This is a genomic window from Commensalibacter papalotli (ex Botero et al. 2024) (assembly GCF_947179115.1).
In the GTDB taxonomy this organism is placed as follows: domain Bacteria; phylum Pseudomonadota; class Alphaproteobacteria; order Acetobacterales; family Acetobacteraceae; genus Commensalibacter; species Commensalibacter papalotli.
Window position 1 is genome coordinate 22,110 of record NZ_CAMXCI010000004.1, and the last position, 19,752, is coordinate 41,861.

The window sequence follows — 19,752 nt, forward strand, 5'->3', positions numbered from 1 at the left end:
TCGCACTAGGCTACAATCATACGACAATACGCATCAATAAATTGTTCTGCGTCAGCTTCAGTAATATTCCAAGGCAATGATATACGAATACTATACCCTGCCAAATGCTCCAACCCCATCGCTGTTAAAACAGGTGATTTCCCTACTTTACCTGATGAACATGCAGAGCCTGTTGAAACACAAAAACCAGCCATATCCAACGCCATTAACTGGCGCTGTGCCACTATGCCTTCAAAAGCCAAGCAAGACGTATTATCTAATCGTGGCGCATCTTCACCACAAACCACCGCTCCTTTTTGCTTTGCTGCTGTCTCAATTAAATGACGCAGTTCCCCAATGATACGACGATCTTGTATGTAAGAGGATCTGACCGCCTCTGCCATCCCTGTTATCATTGGCAAAGCTTGAGTTCCTCCTCTACGACCTTGCTCTTGACCACCACCAATAAATAAAGGTTCCAGATGTTTTGCGCCTCGGATATTTCCTGCTGCCAATAACAAAGCACCAACACCTTTAGGGCCACCCATTTTATGAGCAGAAATCGCCAAACTATCCGCCCCTATTGTTGATAAATCGATCTTTATGCGTCCTGCTGCCTGCACAGCATCTATATGAAGCAAAGCCCCATATTCATGACATAGTTGCGCTGCTTGCTCTATAGGGTGGATAACCCCAGTTTCGCTATTGGCTAACATTAAACATACTAACGGTGGCGTTTCAGCTTGTTGTAAAAGCTGCTCTAAAAAGACCAGATCTATAACGCCCTCTTTGGTCACTGGCAAAATCGTTTTAGGCAAATCAACTTGGCTGATTGCGGGATGTTCGGTCGCACCAATCCACAAAGGTCGTTTTTGTATCTGTCCATATATCGCTAAAATATCTGCCTCTGTTCCCCCTGAGGTAAAAATACAATTTTGCACATCTCCCCCAAAATGGTCTGCAACGACTTCTCTTGCATCTTCAATCATATGATAACAACGCCGACCCATCGCATGCACTGAGGAGGGATTACCTGTTATTTGCAACGCTTTAACCATTTCAGATAACACAGAATCCCTGACAGGTTCACTGGCATTAGCGTCTAGATAAACAGGTTGTTTCATTTTAAATCTTTATCATTTCAATTTATTTGTAAAATCCCCTCGGATTTTAACAAAATATAAAGAATTAAAAAAAGATATTTTTATAATATGTTTTAAAATTCTATAATAATTCAATTATTGTGTATTTTTATCATACAGAGAGTATTAAATTCTAGAAAAATGCTTTTCCTTTATATAAAATGGTTTTATAGAGGTAAGTCTCTGTGATTATTTTTGAATACCCTAGATTAATCATTTTTCGTCAAACTAACGGATAACCATATGCCAGAGGTAATGTTTGCAGGTCCTGCAGGTCGTCTTGAAGGGCGGTATCATCATTCTCATGAACCCAATGCCCCTCTTGCGCTAATTCTTCACCCCCATCCTTTACAAGGGGGGACTATGAATAATCGTATTACCTATACGATGTATCAAACTTTTCAAAATTTGGGTTTTTCCGTATTACGTTATAATTCCCGGGGCGTTGGACGTTCTCAGGGAGAGTATGACGGTGGTATTGGCGAAATCTCTGATGCTGCTGCTGCACTGGATTGGTTGCAAATGGCTAATACAAACTCCAGAGAATTATGGATCAGTGGATATTCATTTGGAGCCTTTGTTGGAATGCAGCTTTTGATGCGTCGCCCTGAAATCCAGGGTTGGGTCAGCGTTGCTCCATTAGCTAATCATTATGACTTTAACTTTTTAGCACCCTGCCCTTGTGGTGGATTAATGATTGCTGGTGAGGCTGATACTGTGGTTCCTGTTGGGGAAATTGATAAACTCGTGGAAAAACTGAATGCGCAAAAAGGCATTTCTGTTGATTATCGCGTATTACCCAAAGCCAATCATATCTTTGCCAACGAAGCCGATAAAATTGGCCAAGCTATTGAAGAGCATGTCAAAGAAATCATCGAACGTCGAAAAGAAGCACCTTTAGATTAAGATTATTGAAGAATTTTCAATATCTTCTTTGATTTTATCCTTTTAATATTCTGCAAACCAACTATCAAAAGATAGTTGGTTTCTTTGCTGATTCGATCATTAAGTATGTCTCTTTTTTCAAAACGCAAATCTCTTGAACAAATTACCCAAGAAGCCAATTCACATGGTTTAAAACGTTGCCTGGGTCCTTGGCAATTAACGACTATTGGGGTAGGTGCTACAATTGGGGCTGGGATTTTCGTTATGACGGGAACTGCTGCTGCTAATTATGCGGGGCCTGCGGTTGTTTTATCATTTATTGTTGCGGCCATTGCTTGCCTTTTTACCGCTTTTTCCTATGGCGAGCTTTCTTCCACTATTCCTGTAGCAGGTTCTGCCTACAGTTATGCTTATACATCTTTGGGGGAAAAATTCGCATGGGCTGTTGGGTGGTTACTTTTACTGGAATATGGAGTAACTGCAATTTCTGTTGCCTCTGGTTTTTCCAGTTATAGTGCATCTTTACTTCAAAATTTTCACATTGAAATCCCTTCTTTTTTATACCACCCCATGTTTCAACCCTCACCAGAGGGATATAGCAAAGGGATTATCATCACAAAATCAATTGATCTTATAGGTGCTATTTCTGTTTTAATTGGCTCTGTTGCTTTACTCTTTGGGGTTTCTGAATCTACAACAATCAATGCAATTATTATTACGTTAAAAGTCAGTATTCTAATTCTCTTTATCGTAATTGGCTTTTTTTATATAAACCCAGCCAACTTAACCCCTTTCATCCCTGAATCCACTGGAACGATGAATTTTGGTGTTACGGGCATTTTTCGAGCGGCATCAACGATTTTCTTTGCTTATATTGGTTTTGAGGCCGTCTCTACAGCGGCATCAGAGGCCAAAAATCCCCAAAAAGATATCCCTTTTGGTATTATTGCATCTCTTGTTATTTCGACTTTGATTTATATCGGCGTGGCTTTGGTCTTAGTGGGGGTCGTTCCTTATAAACAGCTGAATGTTTCTGATCCTTTAGCTGTGGCAACTAATTTTATCAATATTCCGTTTTTAACATGGACCTTAAAAATAAGCGCTGTTATTGGTTTATGTTCTGTCATGTTGGTTTTGTTATATGGACAAACCCGTATTTTTTTTATTATGGCCAAAGATGGATTATTACCCCCCGCTTTTTGTAATTTACATCCTCGTTATAAAACACCTTGGCTTGGCACGCTCATTTTGGGAATATGCGTTTCCATTGCTACTGCCATTTTACCCATAGATATTGTCAGTGATTTGGTAAGCCTTGGAACGTCTACAGCCTTTGGCATTGTCTGTTTTACCGTTATTTGGCAGCGTAATGCGCATCCTGATTTACCCCGCCCATTCAAGGTACCCTTTGGTGGATTTAAAATCAAAGGGGTATGGATTGGGTATATTCCATTACTTGGAATTATTTGTTGCATGGCAATGATTGTTCCACTACTTTTTGATATGGTTGCCTCTATTTTTCACCATAACCCTATTCCAATAATTTTATTAATTATTTATGCACTTGTTGGTTTTTTTGGTTATTATTGCTATGGTCGCAAGCACTCTCTTTTAAATCAAACATCAGAAAAATCTGAATAACTCATCAAGAGAACAGCCAAAAGGAATATCTTTACTATGAAAAAAATAATCCCAGCAATAATTGGTATTCTTTTTCCTTTGGCTGCCCAAGCCGTTCCTGCACCTGTTGCGATGTTGCCTTTGACAATAAATACCGCGATTAAGCAATTCTCTCCTCCTTTTTGTCAAAAAGGACTACAGGGATTAGCTAGCGCTGTTGAAAAATGTTATGAAAATACCAAAGATACAAGTGTCACAATGGATATGTGTATTTTGGGTGATATTACGATTGCCAAAATTTTAATCCAAGAAAAAAAGGCTGATCTTTCTATTCTAGATAGAAAACCCTCCGAAATTATAATAGATAAATCTATTCCTGTTAGTGGCTTGGATTCTTACTTAAATTTTGCCTCTATTATCAAGCGCTTGCAAATGCTGGGGGATATGCCACGCTTTTATGTTTATAATGGCCCTCAAATCCTTGCTTATCTTCAACAAGGTGCTGATCCTGTTTATAAAGGCATTACAGAGAGTTGTAAGCAATAAAAATCATTCATTATGACTTTGCCAAAGCCTGAATTTATTCTGAACCGTTTAAACCATTCCTCTTTTCGCTCTCGTTTTACTTTGAAAGAGAAAGAGCTTTCTTATTTTCAACAACAAGGTATGGAAAAAATTATCTCTCATGGCAAGGATTTTATCACCCAACGCCTTGCCCCAGCAGAGCCTAAGAATGATGGTAAACAAACCCCATGGAAAGGCCATCCTATCTTTATCGCTCAGCACGCAACAGCAACTTGTTGTAGAGGATGTTTAGAAAAATGGTATAAAATACCTAAAAAACAACCTTTAACTCAAGAGGAACAAACTTATATCTTATCTGTTATTCAAGCTTGGCTGACACAAGATTTACAAAAACATCAATGATATTATTTATAATTTGAGAGTAATGCTTTTACCGCTTTGCCCAGCTGTTCTTGTTCAGTGAAATAATTTAATCCACGCTCACGACCTGCTTTTCCCATTACTTGACGCTCTTTAGGATTGTTAATCATCCAAAGCATAGCTTTTGCAAGCTCTTTTACAGAGCCCGCTGGCACTAACAAACCCGTTTTTTGATGATCTACCTGCTCTCTTGGACCACGAATATTCGTACTAATAACAGGTAATCCTGATAACATAGCCTCGGCAATTGACATGGGGAGCCCTTCAAAATGGCTGGGCAATACAAACACATCAGCAGCTTTCATCAGCTGATCAATATCCTCTCTATATCCCAAAAACCGTATTTGTTGACCAAGCTTCTCTTTGGCGACATCAAAAGCACGATCTAACGCATGCCCATGATCAGAAGGTAACCTTTCCCCGACAATCCATAATTCTATATTTTTATTACGAGCAGCAATCGCTATAAAAGCCGCTAAAAGCTCTGGATACCCCTTGTGACGTACTAAACGAGATACAATCAAAAAAACAGTCTTTCCTTGATCAATCTGCATAATACTACGCATTGTGGTTCGAATTTCATCATCAGGTGAAAATTTCAAATCATCCCTACCATTACCAATATAAACTGGAAAAGAATGAATTTTTAATCTCTTAGCATCTTTGGCTTCTTCCAAAGATACGGTCATATAAATATCAGTAACCTTACCTGCCGACCATTCCAAAGCAAAAGATAAAGCTCGCCTAACCCAAGATTTAAACCCTTGCCCTGATTGATTAAATAAATATCCATGACATGTATAAGCAATAATCGGAGTTTTGCATAAAAAAGCAGCAATACGCGTTAAAAACCCACTGATTGGCATATGGGCATGCACAATATCAGGCTTTTCCTGTTTGATAATTTTATAAATTGCAAATAAAGCACGTAACTGCCCCACTGGCGCATAAGAGCGCACAAAAGGCACTGTTCTTATTTGAAAACCCTCAGCTCTGACTTTTTGTAATAAGTCACCTTCCGCACAAACACCAATAACCTCGTGCTTTTCTGCCCTTAAGGCACGCATTAACGGTAATAAAAACTGGTATAACGAAAAATCAACATTGGTGACTTCAAGGATTTTCATTGATCAAACTTATAATTTACGGTGTAAAGCCCATCGAATGACTTGAGATTGATTTTCTTGTTGCACAAGATCCTCTTTTGGCTCAATTATATTTTCTTGCTCTTGGGCTTGCTTTACGTCGACTATTTGCGTGTCTTGTTGCACAATTGCTTGAGGCACAGTTTCAGAATATATAGCGCTATCGCTTTCTTCCCCAGATCCTTGACGATTGTCTTTACTATGAAAAATAGCCACATAATCAGAGCTCTCCTGTACTTGTTCACTTAATAACATGGTATCATCAGCCTTATTAGACTGTAACACATCCTCCTCTTTGGTTAGAGGTATTTCTTTTTTTACTTCTGGCAAAGACACATACAAAACTATTTGCTTACTGACAACTCGACTGCCACGACCAAAATAAACACTTTCTTCTATTTTTGCCTGTGCTCCTGAAAAACGAAACCACCAAATTTGCCGCCCTTCATGGGGATTATTAGCCATCAAGGCATATATTTTCTCAGGCTTACCTTTTGTAAATTCTATAAATTCTTCCTCAACACTAATAGAAGGATGCAAATGAAATCTTACTTTAAATGGAAACTGTTGAGGGCCATCAATACGCTCTTCACCTTTTAGATTCTGACCATTAGCAGATAAATACAAAGTGCGTTGATAAATAACACCAAATCGTTTTAACCAACCATTATGACCCATTTCCAGTAAATGAGCCCCTTCCTCACTGTGGCGTCGTGCAACAGCTTCAAAATCAGAACTCACTTTACCCTTAACGAACTCTACAGAGTCCGTGCCGTTTAAATCAAGCACAGAATGTGCTGCTGTACATCCCAAAATAGACTGCCAAGCCTTTGTTTCACCCGCTCCACAATTTACAAAAAGACGCTGTTTTCCAACAGAAAATTCCAAAGATAGGCACCCTGCATGTTTACTTCTGCGCCCAATATCAGCTGGGGTTCCACTATCGACTAGCAACGTCGCTCTGTTTGCGTAACAACGAACATATCCCCCTTTGGTCATATTTGTCATAGCAACCCGTTTTTGTGTTGCATGAAACAAAATACGATCAATCAACTCTGGATCAGATTCATTAGAACCATTAAACAGCGCAAGCCCCCCATCACCATGACGCAAAGCACGCAAAGCACGGCTGATATTATCCAATGCATTAACAAGATCATGAGGTGGACGACGATGTATCAATTGATACATTAATTTTATTTCCACCAAATCTTGTAATACCATCAGTTGGATTTCAGCATTACGTTCGATGTGGACACCGTCATCTAGGATCTGATTGGTCAATTCATCTTTTAAAAAACGTGTTACCTTTAACACTGAATCAAATTGTTCTGGCATGCACAATGAAACGGCCATCACACCTTTAAGCATTGCAAAAGCATAATAAATTTGTGGTTCAGGGGGCAGCATCGCGACGATATACCGTCCCTCTAACATTACACGATGCATAAATTGACGTTTAAATGCCTCATCGGCAGATGCGGCAAAAAAATCATAATGCCCCAACCAGTTTGCCAGCCTGCGACCCAAAACATCTCCTCGATAAGCAACTTTATGTTGTGCTTCGGGTGGGCGGCTAATCCAATCTACCATTAATGCACGAGCCGCTAATCTTGCATTATCTGTGCCCAGCTCTCGCATGTCACGAAGCCAAGAAAAATCATAAATTTTACATAATCCATCAATAGGAAGGCTGCGTTTACCCCATAATCCAGGTTGCAATGGTATAATATAATCCTTGTAGATTAACTCCCCTTTAACCAAATGCATGCCATAAATAGAATTACCTTTCCATAAATCTCGCAAAAAATACGCAGGGGTCAGTGGAAGCTTACCATACCCAACAGCAGGCAGACGTGCCAAAGAAAGCCGCATTTTACGTAGCATGCTTTGTAAAGCCATCCTGATCTGCCCCTTTCTTGCTTAACAGACATCAAATAATTATTTTTTATCTGTTCCACGCAGAGCATTCATTGCTTGACGATAATCTTGTTGGCCATACACAGACGTCCCAGCCACCAAAACATCTGCTCCAGCTTTGATAACTAATGGCGCAGTTTCCTTGGTAATTCCACCATCAACACTGACACGAATATCGCGGCCAGTTGCATCAGCCATTTGACGGATTTGTTTGATTTTTGGTAATTGGCTAGAAATAAATTTCTGTCCACCAAAGCCAGGATTGACCGTCATAATCAAAATCGTATCGACCATATCCAACAATTCAGATATCGCCTGTGCTGGTGTTGCAGGACACAAAACAATGCCTGCTTTGATTCCAAAAGATTTGATCGTTTGTAACGTGCGATGTGCGTGTGGACCTGCTTCTATATGAAATAAAATTTGATCTGCCCCTGCCTTCACAAACGGTTCAATAAACAAATCAACAGGCTCAATCATTAAATGAACATCAAAGCACAGTTTACTGTAAGGGCGCAAAGCTTTTACGATTACTGGTCCAAAAGTTATATTAGGAACAAAATGACCATCCATTACATCAAGATGAATCCAATCCGCACCTTGTTCATCAACCGCCTTGGTTTCTTCACCAAAACGAGCTGCATCTGCAGAAAGAATACTAGGAGCAATTAAAGGAACGGTTAAAGCTGGCATATACACTCCAATTTTATAAAATAAAAGGATCCAAACTATATCATAGTAAAATGACACTAAATCGAAGAAAAAGAAATATGATATTCCTGTAAATATACATTTTAATATGCAATTTATCAATTTTTACAGTAAAATATTACTTATATCACAATATATTCGTTATAATTTTTTAAATCTTGCCACAAAAAAACCATCCAAACCTCCTTTTTCAGACCACATAAAAGGTAATGTGCGGATCCATCCCTCTTCAGTCAGACTTTCTGGTAAAAAAGGAATATCTTCGGAAGTAAACGGTTGGGCAGCAACCCCTGGTAAGGTTGCAATATATCGTGCTTGCTCTTCAGCTTCTTGGGCTTGCAAAGAGCAAACGCTGTACATTAACCGTCCCCCAGGTTTTAAATATTGTAACGCTGCTTCGATAAGCTCACGTTGTATTTTCACCAAAGCGCCAACTTCTTTTAATTTTTTAATGTGTAAAACATCAGGGTGTCGGCGAAAAATACCCGTCGCAGAGCAAGGCGCATCTAATAATATTGCATCAAATTCTGCTTTGTAATTCAATTGTGCTGCATCAGATTGCACAATTTTTGCTTGTAATTGTAGACGATCCAAATTTTCTTTAAGACGTTTAATCCGTTTTGGGTCTTTCTCGACAGCAACGACTTGACCACCTGCAATAATCAGCTGTGCTGTTTTCCCTCCTGGAGCTGCGCATAAATCGGCAACCTTTTCACCGTTTTGAACACGTAATAAAAAAGCAGGTAAAGAGGCTGCCACATCTTGCACCCAAAATTGGCCATCATTAAAACCTGGTAGAGTATTAACTTTGGTACCAACAGGATAACGATAACTGTCCGCACATAAAAACGTTCCCCCTTCAGGAGGCGTTATCCCAGCCTTAACCGATAAATCTAAAGGCACTTCATAAGAAAGACATTGTGCCAGCTTTCTGGGATTAAAACCTGCTTTGTCCCATTCTTGCCAAAGCCAAGTTGGTAGATTAAGGCGTTCTTGGTCCAGCCCTTCCAAAGATTCTTGACCTTTATCAGCGACTTTTCTTAAAACCGCATTCACCAACCCTGTAAAACCAGAAAATCCATTTTTGCGTGTTAAATTAACCGTCGTATTAATCGCTGCATGTCTAGGGGTTTCAAGGAAAATAATTTGTGCCACCCCCAAAAGCAAAATCCACAAAACCTTTTGTGGGGGCGCTCGACGGAGCAAAGGCTCAATAATAGCTTCCAACACACCTTTTTGTCGCAAGCAACACACAATCAATCGATAAGCCGCAGCTTTGTCACGCGCATCAGCATGTCGTGACAGTAATTGGTCTAAAACCACATCCAAAGAGCGATTCTTTTCCAAAACTTGACTAATTGCTTCAAAAGCAATTTGACGTGTGTCATCTTTTTCTTTATTCATTATCTCGAACTTAAACTTAACAATTTATTATTGAACAGGATTTTCTTGTTTTACAATTTATATATTAATTTAAAATCATATATAATCTTAGATATGCCATATTTATGCGTATTATAGTATCTTTATTTTACCATTCTATCACAAGAAACGTTACTTGCTATAATGAAAAACTGGTCAATTATCCTTCCATATTATAATGAAGAAAAATTCCTTCCCGGCACCCTTGAATCAATTTGCGCTCAACATTTAAAAGATTTCACTCTTATTCTAGTTAACAATGCCTCGAATGATCAGTCCGAGGAAATCACAAAAAAAACTTTATCTCGTTATCCAGATATTGACGTTCTTTATCTATATGAGCCTAACCCTGGAAAAACAAATGCATTACAAACTGGGTTAAATGCAGTTACTACCCCGTATGTTGCAACGATTGATGCTGATACATATTATCCCCCTTATTATCTTTATTTTTGCAATTCTATTCTTGAAAAACGCCCAGAAATTCATGGGGTTATGGCGTGTGATATTTATGCACCTTATGAAGATCATAAAAGCCAAAAACGATGCCGAAAAATCTATAGAAAATCTCTTCTTTTCAGCAAACAATGCCATGCTGGTGGTTATGCTCAAACCTTCCGTACTAAAAGTTTGAGACAAGTCGGAGGGTTTGACCAAAATTTATGGCCTTATGTCTTGATGGATCATGAAATTGTTCATCGTTTATTAAGAGTTGGTAAAACTTATTACTCTTCTAAACATTGGTGTATGCCCTCTGAACGCAGAAGCGATAGAACAAAAGTACAGTGGAATAAACTTGAAAAAATACTTTATGAATTTAGTCCATATTTCCTCAAAGACTGGTTTTTTTATCGTTTCCTTAAAAAACGTTTTGAACAACGTAAAGCAACCATTACGCAATTACGTGAGCATAAATGGGAAAAAAACATAGATAAAGATGCTCATCTATCGTAATATAAAATATTCTTTTCATTTTGTACTGATAGCCTTTTATGAATAGTTTAGAAATTCAACAAAATCTATACAATATTAGACAGCGTATTGAAAAAGCAGCCAGTGTTTATGATCGTAATTCCAAAGAAATACAACTTGTTGCTGTTTCTAAATTTCATCCGATCACGGCGGTGCAAGCTGCTTTATCGCATAATCAATTCATATTCGGAGAAAATCGAATACAAGAAGCCAAAGAGAAATTTACACCTCTATTGGAGATAAATCCTGATATTCGTCTGCATATTATCGGCCCAATACAAACCAATAAAATTATTGATGCTGTGAAAATAGCCAACGTCATTGAAACCATTGACCGCGTTGCTTTATTAGATCCTTTGCAAAAAGCAATCGATAAAACAGGACGATGCCCTAAATTATTTATTCAAATCAATGTTGGCCAAGAACCTCAAAAAGCTGGGATAATGCCATCAGAGGCTAATGATTTTATTGAAACTTGCATAAAGAAATTTGGTAAAAAAATTCAAGGGATTATGGGAATCCCCCCTGTTGAACAAAACCCCACCCCTTATTTCCAACAACTGACAAGTTTTGCTCGTCAATATCATTTACCAGAAATCTCAATGGGTATGTCAGCTGATTTTGAGCAAGCTATTGCTTGTGGTGCAACTTTGGTAAGAGTAGGCTCTGCTATTTTTGGAAACCGTCCTCCTAAATTATAAAATAGTTCACCACACAAAAAACTTTTCAAAAATAACAAAAAGCTATATTTGTTTTCTATTTTAAATTAAAGCTGTTTTTGAATAATCAAGCAAAGATTATAAATAAACACGGAGTCCCCCTACATGACTGATTCTTCAAACGAGGAAGATACTCATAAAAAAGACGAACCTTCGTCTGAAAATACAGATACAACCACCTATGTATCCTCTATTCATGATAATACTGAACTTAAAAATGAAGAAGAAATGTTACAAGGCGGTGTTGCAGTTTTACCTTCATTAAGTGAAGAAAGCCCAATCACCGAATTTGGAACTGATCAACCTGAACATAAGATCAAACCTTTAAACGCAGCAATTTTAATGACTGTTCTTGGGGTTGTGTATGGCGATATCGGAACCAGTCCGATCTATGCATTCAAATCCACGATGTGGGTTATTTCTAATCATCATACAGACGTGCAACGCTGGGAAGTTTTCGGTATTGTCAGCCTTATTTTCTGGGCTTTGATATTAGTTGTTACTATTAAATATGTAATGTTAGTCATGCGTGCCGACCATAATGGTGAGGGTGGTATTCTAGCATTAATGTCGTTGGCACAACGTGTTACGAAAAATATCAGAGGCAAAGTCCTCTTAGGGATTGTCGGGATTGCAGGAACTTGCCTTTTCTTTGGCGATGGAATGATTACCCCTGCGGTCTCGGTGCTTTCTGCTATTGAGGGGCTTGAAGTTTCCATCCCTCAAACCCAAGAATTTATCGTGCCAATGGCTTTGATTATCTTGTTTGGCTTATTTAGTATGCAAAGCAAGGGAACAGAACGTATTGGTAAAATATTCGGACCCGTTATGTTTTTGTGGTTCGGCACCATCGGTGCCCTGGGATTATTACAAGTCATCCAACATCCCTTTATTTTGGCAGCCTTGTCTCCATATTATGCAATAACCTTTATTATTCAGCACGAATGGATGGCATTTCTGGCCCTTGGTTCTGTTGTTTTGGCCGTTACAGGTGCCGAAGCGTTATATGCAGATATGGGACATTTCGGCAGAAACCCAATTCGCTATGCGTGGATTTTCTTTGTATTGCCTTGTTTGACCTTAAACTATATGGGACAAGGTGCTTTGGTATTAAGCGATGCTAAGGCGCTAAGTAATCCTTTTTTCTACTTAGCACCTCATTGGTTTAATATTCCTTTGGTTATTTTATCAACCTTTGCCACAGTTATCGCCAGCCAAGCAGGAATCTCTGGTGGTTTTTCTTTAGCCAGACAACTAACATTACTGGGATATTTCCCAAGACTGCGTATATTACATACAAATGCCGAAGAAGAAGGGCAAATCTATGTGCCTGATGTTAATCATGCTTTAATGTTGGGATCTTTATTATTAATTGTAAGCTTTAGATCCTCTGAAGCTTTGGCTGCGGCTTATGGTATCGCAGTGACAGGAACTTTCCTTTGTACCACAACCTTATCCTGTGTTGTATTTAATAAACTTTATAAATGGCCAGTTTATAAAGTGGCTTTAATTTTTGGTATTTTCTTCTGTATCGATATTCCATTCTTTGCCGCAAACGCCTTGAAAATTCCTCAAGGAGGTTGGGTGCCATTACTCCTTGGTATTTGTTTAACGATTATGATGACCTCTTGGAACAAAGGGCGTAATATTATCATAAAAAAACGTGAACAAGGGGCTTTGCCTATTGCTTCTTTCCTAGCTCGTCTACCACAAGGAAAAATTACTCGCGTTTCTGGAACTGCTATTTTCATGACGCCAGACCCTATGTCTATTCCCAATTCTTTGATTCATAATTTGCGTCATAACAAAGTTTTACATGATCATGTGTTATTTGTAACGATTGAGAACTTAAAACAGCCAGAAGCAGAATACGGACATCGTATTGCTATGCGTAAACTTGCACCTAATATTTATCAAGTCATCGTGCGTTATGGCTTTATGGAAATGCCAAACTTACCTAAAGTCTTGGAGCTTTTGAAATCACAACCACAGCTGGGCTTTTTTGATCCTTTACAAGCATCTTATTTTACCACCAGAGAACAAATTGTTCCTGCTGCTATTCCTAAGATGAGCAGATGGAGATTAAATATCTACATGTTTATGAATAGAAACGCCAGTCCTGTCACCGACTTTTTGCGTATTCCCGCAGATCGTGTGGTTGAATTAGCCGTTCGTGTATCTATCTGATTGGTATGGAACCTACAATTGAACATCAACAACAAGGCATTGCACTTTATATTCATTGGCCATTTTGTTTGGCCAAATGCCCTTATTGCGATTTTAATAGCCACGTTGCCCAACAAATTCCTCAAGAGGCATATGCCAATGCCCTTGTTCAGGAATTAATAACTTCACTGACAGATATTCCTAAAAAACCCCTCACCTCTATTTTCTTTGGTGGGGGAACTCCTTCCTTAATGCTTCCCTCAACGGTGCAGACTTTAATTGATACTGCAACCAGCTTGCTTCCTGTATCTAATGACATTGAAATTACCCTTGAGGCCAACCCTACCAGTGTTGAAAACCAAAAATTGAAAGATTTTCAAAAAGCAGGTGTTAACCGTGTATCTTTGGGTATTCAAAGCCTTAACCCCACCGCTTTGAAAGCTTTGGGTCGAGAACATTCTGTTGCTGGGGCGATTGAAGCATTAAGTTTAGCCAAAAAAATATTTAGTCGTATTTCATTTGATCTGATTTATGCTCGTGAAGGACAAAGCGTTTATGAATGGGAAAATGAGTTAAAAGAAGCTCTATCATTGGCAAATGATCATTTATCCTTGTATCAATTAACTATTGAGCCTGGAACCCTGTTTGCCAAACAATATCAACAAGGTAAAATTACTTTACCTAATGAAGAAATCAGTACAACGCTTTTGAATATGACTGAAACCATAACAGGACAATATGGACTGCAAGCTTATGAAGTTTCTAATTATGCCAAAATAGGTGCACAGAGCAGGCATAATTTAACCTATTGGCGTTATCAAGACTATATCGGTATCGGCCCTGGGGCGCATGGGCGCGTAACGATAGATCAAACTTTATATGCCACTGAACGCCATAAAAACCCGCAAAAATGGTTGAAATCTGTACAAGAAAATGGGCATGCTTTATGTGTCAAAGAGGCTTTGACCTCAAAGGACAAAGCCCAAGAAATGTTACTTATGGGATTACGATTAACTGAAGGCGTTCAAGCCGAGGCTTTTGCGCAACGTTGTGGCGTTGATTTGATGGATGCTATTAACCAATCAATGCTCACAGCTTTACTTGAAGAAAATTATCTTTCTTGGGATAATAATTACCTTAAAACAACACCTCAAGGACGTTTACGTCTCAACGCAATACTGGACGTTTTACTTCAATAATATACTCTTAGATATAGAAAAGGATAATCCATGCTTCATATCATGAAAGTTGCAGTTGGTATTACAGATATTGAAGAGTTACAACAAGTAAATCTATTTTATGCCAAAGACAATCAAGGCTATCCGTATGTATACACACGTTATCCACCCAAAGAGGCAGAGAAAATTCTCAATGATGGTGGTTCTTTATACCGTGTAATCAAAGGGTCTTTGTGTTGTCGTCAAATTATCAAAGATTTTACACCCAGTATCCGAGAAAATGGAAACCCCTGCATCAAAATCTCGCTGGAACCTGAAATTATACGCACACAGTCCATTGCAATGCGTCCATTTCAAGGGTGGCGTTACCTTAAACCAGAGAATGCTCCTCAAGATCTAAACACAAGCAACATGCAGTTACTGGACTTACCCATTAAACTTCGTAAAGAACTTGAAGAGCTTGCTTTGCTCTGAGTATATAAAAGCTATTAAAACATAAAAATGATTTGAAGAAATATCTTTCTTTCTGGTATAAATAATAAGTTCAGTTCGTTATTATAAAGAGTCTCATAATGGTTATTATCAATAAAATTTTGACTACACATCCATTATACTTCGTCCGCTTTATTCCAGTGGCTGCTTTATTATTTTTTACCGCATGTGGTGGTGATGATTTTGCAAATAAACCGTTAACCGTCACCCCTAACGAACATGTCATTGCATCACCTGTTGCAAATGAACCCCCTATTATTATCCTCTCCCCCAACACAAGTAGTTCTGACGCTTACACACCAACAAAAAAAACATCAAAACCAATAAGAAAAAAAACTTCTTCCATCGATTATAATGCTTCAAATATAGTTGCTAATTCAGGAAACTATGCTGTACAAATTGGTGCTTTTTCATCTAACTCTATCGCCAACAAAGCAGCTAAACAAGCCCAACAACAAGCATCAAGTTTACTTGCCTCTGCAAAAACAGACATCGATACCATCCAAAAAAATGGGAAACCTTTATATCGCGTTAAACTGACAGGGCTTAGTGCCTATACGGCGGCACAAGCTTGTTCTGAACTAAAACAAAAACAGCTTTCTTGTATTATCACACAATAAACCAATTAAATAATCGCAAACTGTTCCCATTCCCTAGGCTTGTTGGGATAAAAGTTACCATTCCCTTGTAGGTCGACCTGAAAACAAAGCTTACGATCTTTACTGTAAATAATTGCTATATTTTCTTGCTTTTCGACTACAATAATATCTTCTTGTTGATCCTCAAAAACAAAAGGGGTAATCAATATTTCCCCTTTACGATAATGTAATTTAAACAATACATCTTCCCACACGCATACTAACCGATAACCAGACTGATCCCCATATAACCTTACTGGTAGACAATGCGTATTATATATAAAATCACGTACTGGGATAATTTTTTTCTTGGCCTGATCGTAAACTAAAATATAGTAATTATGTGCAATTAAATAAGGTAAGTGGGATAACGAGTTATTATCATCCATATTATGACGTGAATTAATTTGATCAGCCTCGTAAAAACTACATTTTAAATATGCTCTTAAAAAACACAACCTCAATAAATTACGGCTTTGTTGATGATGATTATTTTTGCATAGACTATAAATTAATAGTAAATTATTCTCGTTATCGTCAAATATGATATGATTATTTTTAACTGTTGAAAAAACTTTACTGGCAAGCAGTTTAAAAACAAGTAAAGGATAACGATGTCTTAACAGTTTAATCTTAGAATAAATATTATGAATATGATGTCTACGAATTTTAATAACTTGTTGTATAACATCCTGATCATTTCCTGTGATCAGCATATCAAGAATAGATTTAAATTCTTCAGAACCTTTTAAACTATTAATAACTAGATGATGAGCAAATAAAACAGGAACAAGAACTGTATTAGGCAGATTTTCTCTAATTTTATCAATATGTTCATGATCAGTTGCATTATATCCAACACTCCCTTGATAAGTATCATGAGCAATATATATCTTGCCCGAAACTTCATGAGATTGGATCGTTGTCTGCACGATAGAATGTGGGTCTAATCTATCTACGGTCCTTTGCATAATTCCACTGACCGAAGCAATATTTGCATCCAGCGTATAACGTGCACCCATCGCAAAAACAATATCTGCATTTAGCAATGCCGAGAATTTTAAAGCAGCATATGCAGCCATCGAAAGCCCTGTAACAAGTATCTTCTTATATTTTATGGCAATTTCATTACATAATGGAATAATATGATACATATCAGAATGCTGATAATAATTATCAAATTTGGTTGTAATCCCCAAGCAAGACAAATCATATTTCTCAACAATTGGTTTTAAAAAATAATTATTTTGCGCTTGTTCAGTCTGATCTGCGGATGTGAAAGTAATTAAAATATAATCACTTGTTCCTTCATGATAATGCAGTAACAACTCCTCACCTTCAAAAATAATCATCCTTGATCCTTAACCATACATCATTGCTTTAGATTACAAGTACAATATAGTTCTTTTTATAAAAAACTGTTACCAATATCTTAATAGACAGAATAACTCTTTATAAATATAGAGATTATGCCTTTAACAAAATAATATTCATCTGTTATAAATAAAAAACGCATTTAATCACTTCAGGATAAAAAAGTAATGAAAATCTATAAAAATATGAAAAAAGATTCATTCTTATATTTTTTACGTTTTTCTCCTGTCTTGATTTTATTATGCATGACTGCTTGTGGAGGTGGAGGAAGCAAAAATAAAGGTGGCGCTGTGGTCTCTTCTCGTTACAGTAATTATATGTCCAGCCATCCCAATTGGAAACCACCCGGACCTCCTGCTGATCCTTGGGGGCCTTATATTAATCAATCATCACAACGTTTTAATGTGCCTGACCAATGGATTCGTGCTGTGATGATGCAAGAATCTCGTGGATATCAATATTATAATAAACGTCCCATCACCTCTCCTCATGGGGCAAAAGGATTAATGCAACTTAAAACACCTGCATATAAAGATATGGCCAAACGTTATAAATTGGGTAAAGACCCTTATAATCCTTCGGATAATATCATGGCTGGAACAGCTTACATTCGTATTTTATACAACAAATTCGGAGCCCCAGGATTTGTTGCAGCCTATCATGGAGGGCCTGGAACATTAAGCAATCATTTAAATAAAGGTTCTTCATTACCTAAAGAAACCAAAAAATATCTAGCAGCTGTTTCACAAAAACTTGGTAATGATGTACCAATGAGTGGTCCTTTTGCAAAATATGCTAGTGGCTCTTCCAGACGTTCAAACTCCAAAACCCCTTTACCCTTAGAAGCCTATTATACCCCTAAATCATATGCACCAACGACTATGGTTGCACAAAATACTGCTCAACATAAACAAGTGAAAAATACTGTTGGTAAAAACGCTTATAAACCTATGACGCCTATTTATCCCGCGCAACGCCAAGTAACACCTGATATTGTGCAAGTTGCTTATGTACCTGACACCAATACGGGGGGAAATTGGGGAATACAAGTGGGTGCTTATTCCTCTGCCAGTTTAGCTCAACAAGCAACCTCCAGAGCACAACGTAATGCTGGGGGCTCTTTGTTATCTGCCAGCCAATCTATACAAACTGTTCATAAAAATGGATCAACTTTATACCGAGCACGATTAACTGGCGTTAACCAAATCGCCGCTATACAAGCTTGTCGTCAATTAAAACAAAAAGGAATGAATTGCGTTACAGTCCAATAAAATATGGCAAGTGCTTCATCAAGATTACTATTGTTATTTTGTTATTTTCCCTAACCCAAAGCACTCATATCAACCGTATTTTACCCCAAGAAGTTTATATTTGGCAGAAAAAATGGGTTGCTAGCTTAAAACCTGCAATAGAACAAACCACCCCTTATATTACAGGCTGGAGATTTTTAGCAGGAGAGTACGAACCCGATGGGCAAGTTATTTACTCTGTTATTTCATTTGAGTGGTTACAGCAATCGCACTTGCCTTTAACGGCAGTTTTTCGTTTTGATCGATTGCGTCCATTGCCATCTACTGATGAAATTTTATCTCTGATTCAGAAATCATCTGTTTATCAAAATAATCATATTCGCAATATAGAGCTGGATTTGGACTGGCCAACTGCAAAATTAAATCTTTATATTGCCCTGTTAAAATCACTCAGGGAAAAACTTCCTAAAAATATCCAACTCAACATTACCATGATACCAGATTGGCTGCGTTCACCTCAATTCCCAGAGCTAAGTGAACAGGTTCCTTATCTTGTTCTACAAGTTCACAGTGTAGATAATCCTCAAACAGGTTTATTCAATCCAAAGAATGCCATAGCCTATATTCATAAAATGAATCGTCTCAGTCACCATCCTTTTTATGTTGCTTTACCTACTTATGGTTTGAAAGTTCAAACATCGTCAACAGGAAGAATTTACGCAATAGAAGGAGAAAACAACTTTAAGTCAGGACAATTTGGCAAGGAATTATATAGCGACCCCCAACAGATAAGAAAGTTAATCCAAGAGCTACAACAAAATACCCCTGCGCATTTACAAGGAATAATCTGGTTTCGTTTACCCATAAGCAAAGATCAACGTAACTGGAGCAAAGATACATGGATAGCCATGTTGTGCCATCATCCTTTAAATGGAAAAATTATAACCCAAGAAATCCCTGCCCCCAACAATCCTGGAACCATTCAACTTATCTTGGTTAATAAAGGCAATATAACCTTACCTTTACCTAAAATCGTTCCATTACGATGTCCAACAGCTGATGGTTTTTATCCATACCAATTAACTATAAATGCTCATAATAAATACGAATTATCATTAACCCAACAAACAGCCCCTTTAAATACAAATCAACAACGTGCTATTGGTTGGATGCGCTGCAATTGAAACTTTTCTT

18 protein-coding genes are annotated in these 19,752 nt (G+C 37.8%); 12 read left to right on the forward strand and 6 right to left on the reverse strand.

Annotation, left to right across the window (positions count from 1 at the left end; all coding sequences use genetic code 11):
• Positions 1-5: 5 nt before the first annotated feature.
• Positions 6-1,103 (reverse strand): cysteine desulfurase family protein, encoded by a 1,098-nt coding sequence (locus tag QMN76_RS08040; RefSeq protein ID WP_282023464.1) that lies wholly within the window; start codon positions 1,101-1,103, stop codon positions 6-8.
• A 261-nt stretch (positions 1,104-1,364) separates the two neighbouring features.
• On the opposite strand from QMN76_RS08040, the gene QMN76_RS08045 reads away from it, so the two are divergent.
• The 4 genes from QMN76_RS08045 (at position 1,365) to QMN76_RS08060 (ending at position 4,553) form a co-directional block, all read left to right on the forward strand.
• A complete protein-coding gene (locus tag QMN76_RS08045; protein ID WP_034338219.1) occupies positions 1,365-2,027 on the forward strand; it encodes an alpha/beta hydrolase in 663 nt (220 codons plus the stop codon).
• A gap of 105 nt (positions 2,028-2,132) precedes the next feature.
• Complete coding sequence (locus QMN76_RS08050) at positions 2,133-3,647, forward strand: APC family permease (RefSeq protein WP_282023465.1); 1,515 nt, start codon at positions 2,133-2,135, stop codon at positions 3,645-3,647.
• 36 nt (positions 3,648-3,683) lie between these two features.
• Positions 3,684-4,172 carry a hypothetical protein gene (locus QMN76_RS08055; protein WP_034338225.1) on the forward strand — a complete coding sequence of 163 codons (489 nt, stop codon included), beginning with the start codon at positions 3,684-3,686 and terminating at the stop codon, positions 4,170-4,172.
• Positions 4,173-4,184: 12 nt separating this feature from the next.
• Positions 4,185-4,553 carry a DUF4186 domain-containing protein gene (locus QMN76_RS08060; RefSeq protein WP_282023466.1) on the forward strand — a complete coding sequence of 123 codons (369 nt, stop codon included), beginning with the start codon at positions 4,185-4,187 and terminating at the stop codon, positions 4,551-4,553.
• Between the two features lie 2 nt (positions 4,554-4,555).
• On the opposite strand, the gene QMN76_RS08065 is transcribed toward QMN76_RS08060, so the two are convergent.
• From QMN76_RS08065 to QMN76_RS08080, 4 genes are all read right to left on the reverse strand, one after another.
• On the reverse strand, positions 4,556-5,698 hold the full coding sequence (locus tag QMN76_RS08065) for a glycosyltransferase family 4 protein (RefSeq protein WP_282023467.1): 1,143 nt from the start codon (positions 5,696-5,698) through the stop codon (positions 4,556-4,558).
• A 9-nt stretch (positions 5,699-5,707) separates the two neighbouring features.
• The gene (locus QMN76_RS08070) at positions 5,708-7,618 is read right to left on the reverse strand and encodes a heparinase II/III family protein (protein WP_282023468.1); all 1,911 of its coding nucleotides are present in this window, start codon (positions 7,616-7,618) and stop codon (positions 5,708-5,710) included.
• A 39-nt stretch (positions 7,619-7,657) separates the two neighbouring features.
• Positions 7,658-8,329: a ribulose-phosphate 3-epimerase gene (gene rpe / locus QMN76_RS08075; RefSeq protein WP_282023469.1), complete on the reverse strand. Its 672-nt coding sequence runs from the start codon at positions 8,327-8,329 to the stop codon at positions 7,658-7,660.
• Between the two features lie 159 nt (positions 8,330-8,488).
• Positions 8,489-9,751 (reverse strand): RsmB/NOP family class I SAM-dependent RNA methyltransferase, encoded by a 1,263-nt coding sequence (locus QMN76_RS08080; protein ID WP_282023470.1) that lies wholly within the window; start codon positions 9,749-9,751, stop codon positions 8,489-8,491.
• A 162-nt stretch (positions 9,752-9,913) separates the two neighbouring features.
• Between QMN76_RS08080 and QMN76_RS08085 the strand changes: the two genes are divergently transcribed.
• From QMN76_RS08085 to QMN76_RS08110, 6 genes are all read left to right on the forward strand, one after another.
• Complete coding sequence (locus QMN76_RS08085; protein WP_051461923.1) at positions 9,914-10,723, forward strand: glycosyltransferase family 2 protein; 810 nt, start codon at positions 9,914-9,916, stop codon at positions 10,721-10,723.
• A 38-nt stretch (positions 10,724-10,761) separates the two neighbouring features.
• Positions 10,762-11,442 (forward strand): YggS family pyridoxal phosphate-dependent enzyme, encoded by a 681-nt coding sequence (locus tag QMN76_RS08090; protein ID WP_282023471.1) that lies wholly within the window; start codon positions 10,762-10,764, stop codon positions 11,440-11,442.
• 246 nt (positions 11,443-11,688) lie between these two features.
• Complete coding sequence (locus QMN76_RS08095) at positions 11,689-13,647, forward strand: potassium transporter Kup (RefSeq protein ID WP_051461994.1); 1,959 nt, start codon at positions 11,689-11,691, stop codon at positions 13,645-13,647.
• Between the two features lie 5 nt (positions 13,648-13,652).
• Positions 13,653-14,825, forward strand: a complete 1,173-nt coding sequence (hemW, locus tag QMN76_RS08100; protein WP_034338241.1) for a radical SAM family heme chaperone HemW — start codon at positions 13,653-13,655, stop codon at positions 14,823-14,825.
• Positions 14,826-14,855: 30 nt separating this feature from the next.
• A complete protein-coding gene (locus QMN76_RS08105) occupies positions 14,856-15,278 on the forward strand; it encodes a DUF1489 family protein (RefSeq protein ID WP_034338243.1) in 423 nt (140 codons plus the stop codon).
• A 98-nt stretch (positions 15,279-15,376) separates the two neighbouring features.
• A complete protein-coding gene (locus QMN76_RS08110; RefSeq protein WP_034338245.1) occupies positions 15,377-15,916 on the forward strand; it encodes an SPOR domain-containing protein in 540 nt (179 codons plus the stop codon).
• A 5-nt stretch (positions 15,917-15,921) separates the two neighbouring features.
• Here the strand turns inward: QMN76_RS08110 and QMN76_RS08115 are convergent, their stop codons facing one another.
• Positions 15,922-17,286: a hypothetical protein gene (locus tag QMN76_RS08115; protein WP_282023472.1), complete on the reverse strand. Its 1,365-nt coding sequence runs from the start codon at positions 17,284-17,286 to the stop codon at positions 15,922-15,924.
• A 189-nt stretch (positions 17,287-17,475) separates the two neighbouring features.
• Between QMN76_RS08115 and QMN76_RS08120 the strand changes: the two genes are divergently transcribed.
• Both QMN76_RS08120 and QMN76_RS08125 read left to right on the forward strand, forming a co-directional pair.
• Positions 17,476-18,579, forward strand: a complete 1,104-nt coding sequence (locus QMN76_RS08120; protein ID WP_282023473.1) for a lytic transglycosylase domain-containing protein — start codon at positions 17,476-17,478, stop codon at positions 18,577-18,579.
• A 38-nt stretch (positions 18,580-18,617) separates the two neighbouring features.
• Positions 18,618-19,742, forward strand: coding sequence for a DUF3142 domain-containing protein (locus QMN76_RS08125; protein WP_282023474.1), 1,125 nt, complete (start codon positions 18,618-18,620; stop codon positions 19,740-19,742).
• The last annotated feature ends 10 nt before the right edge of the window (positions 19,743-19,752 follow it).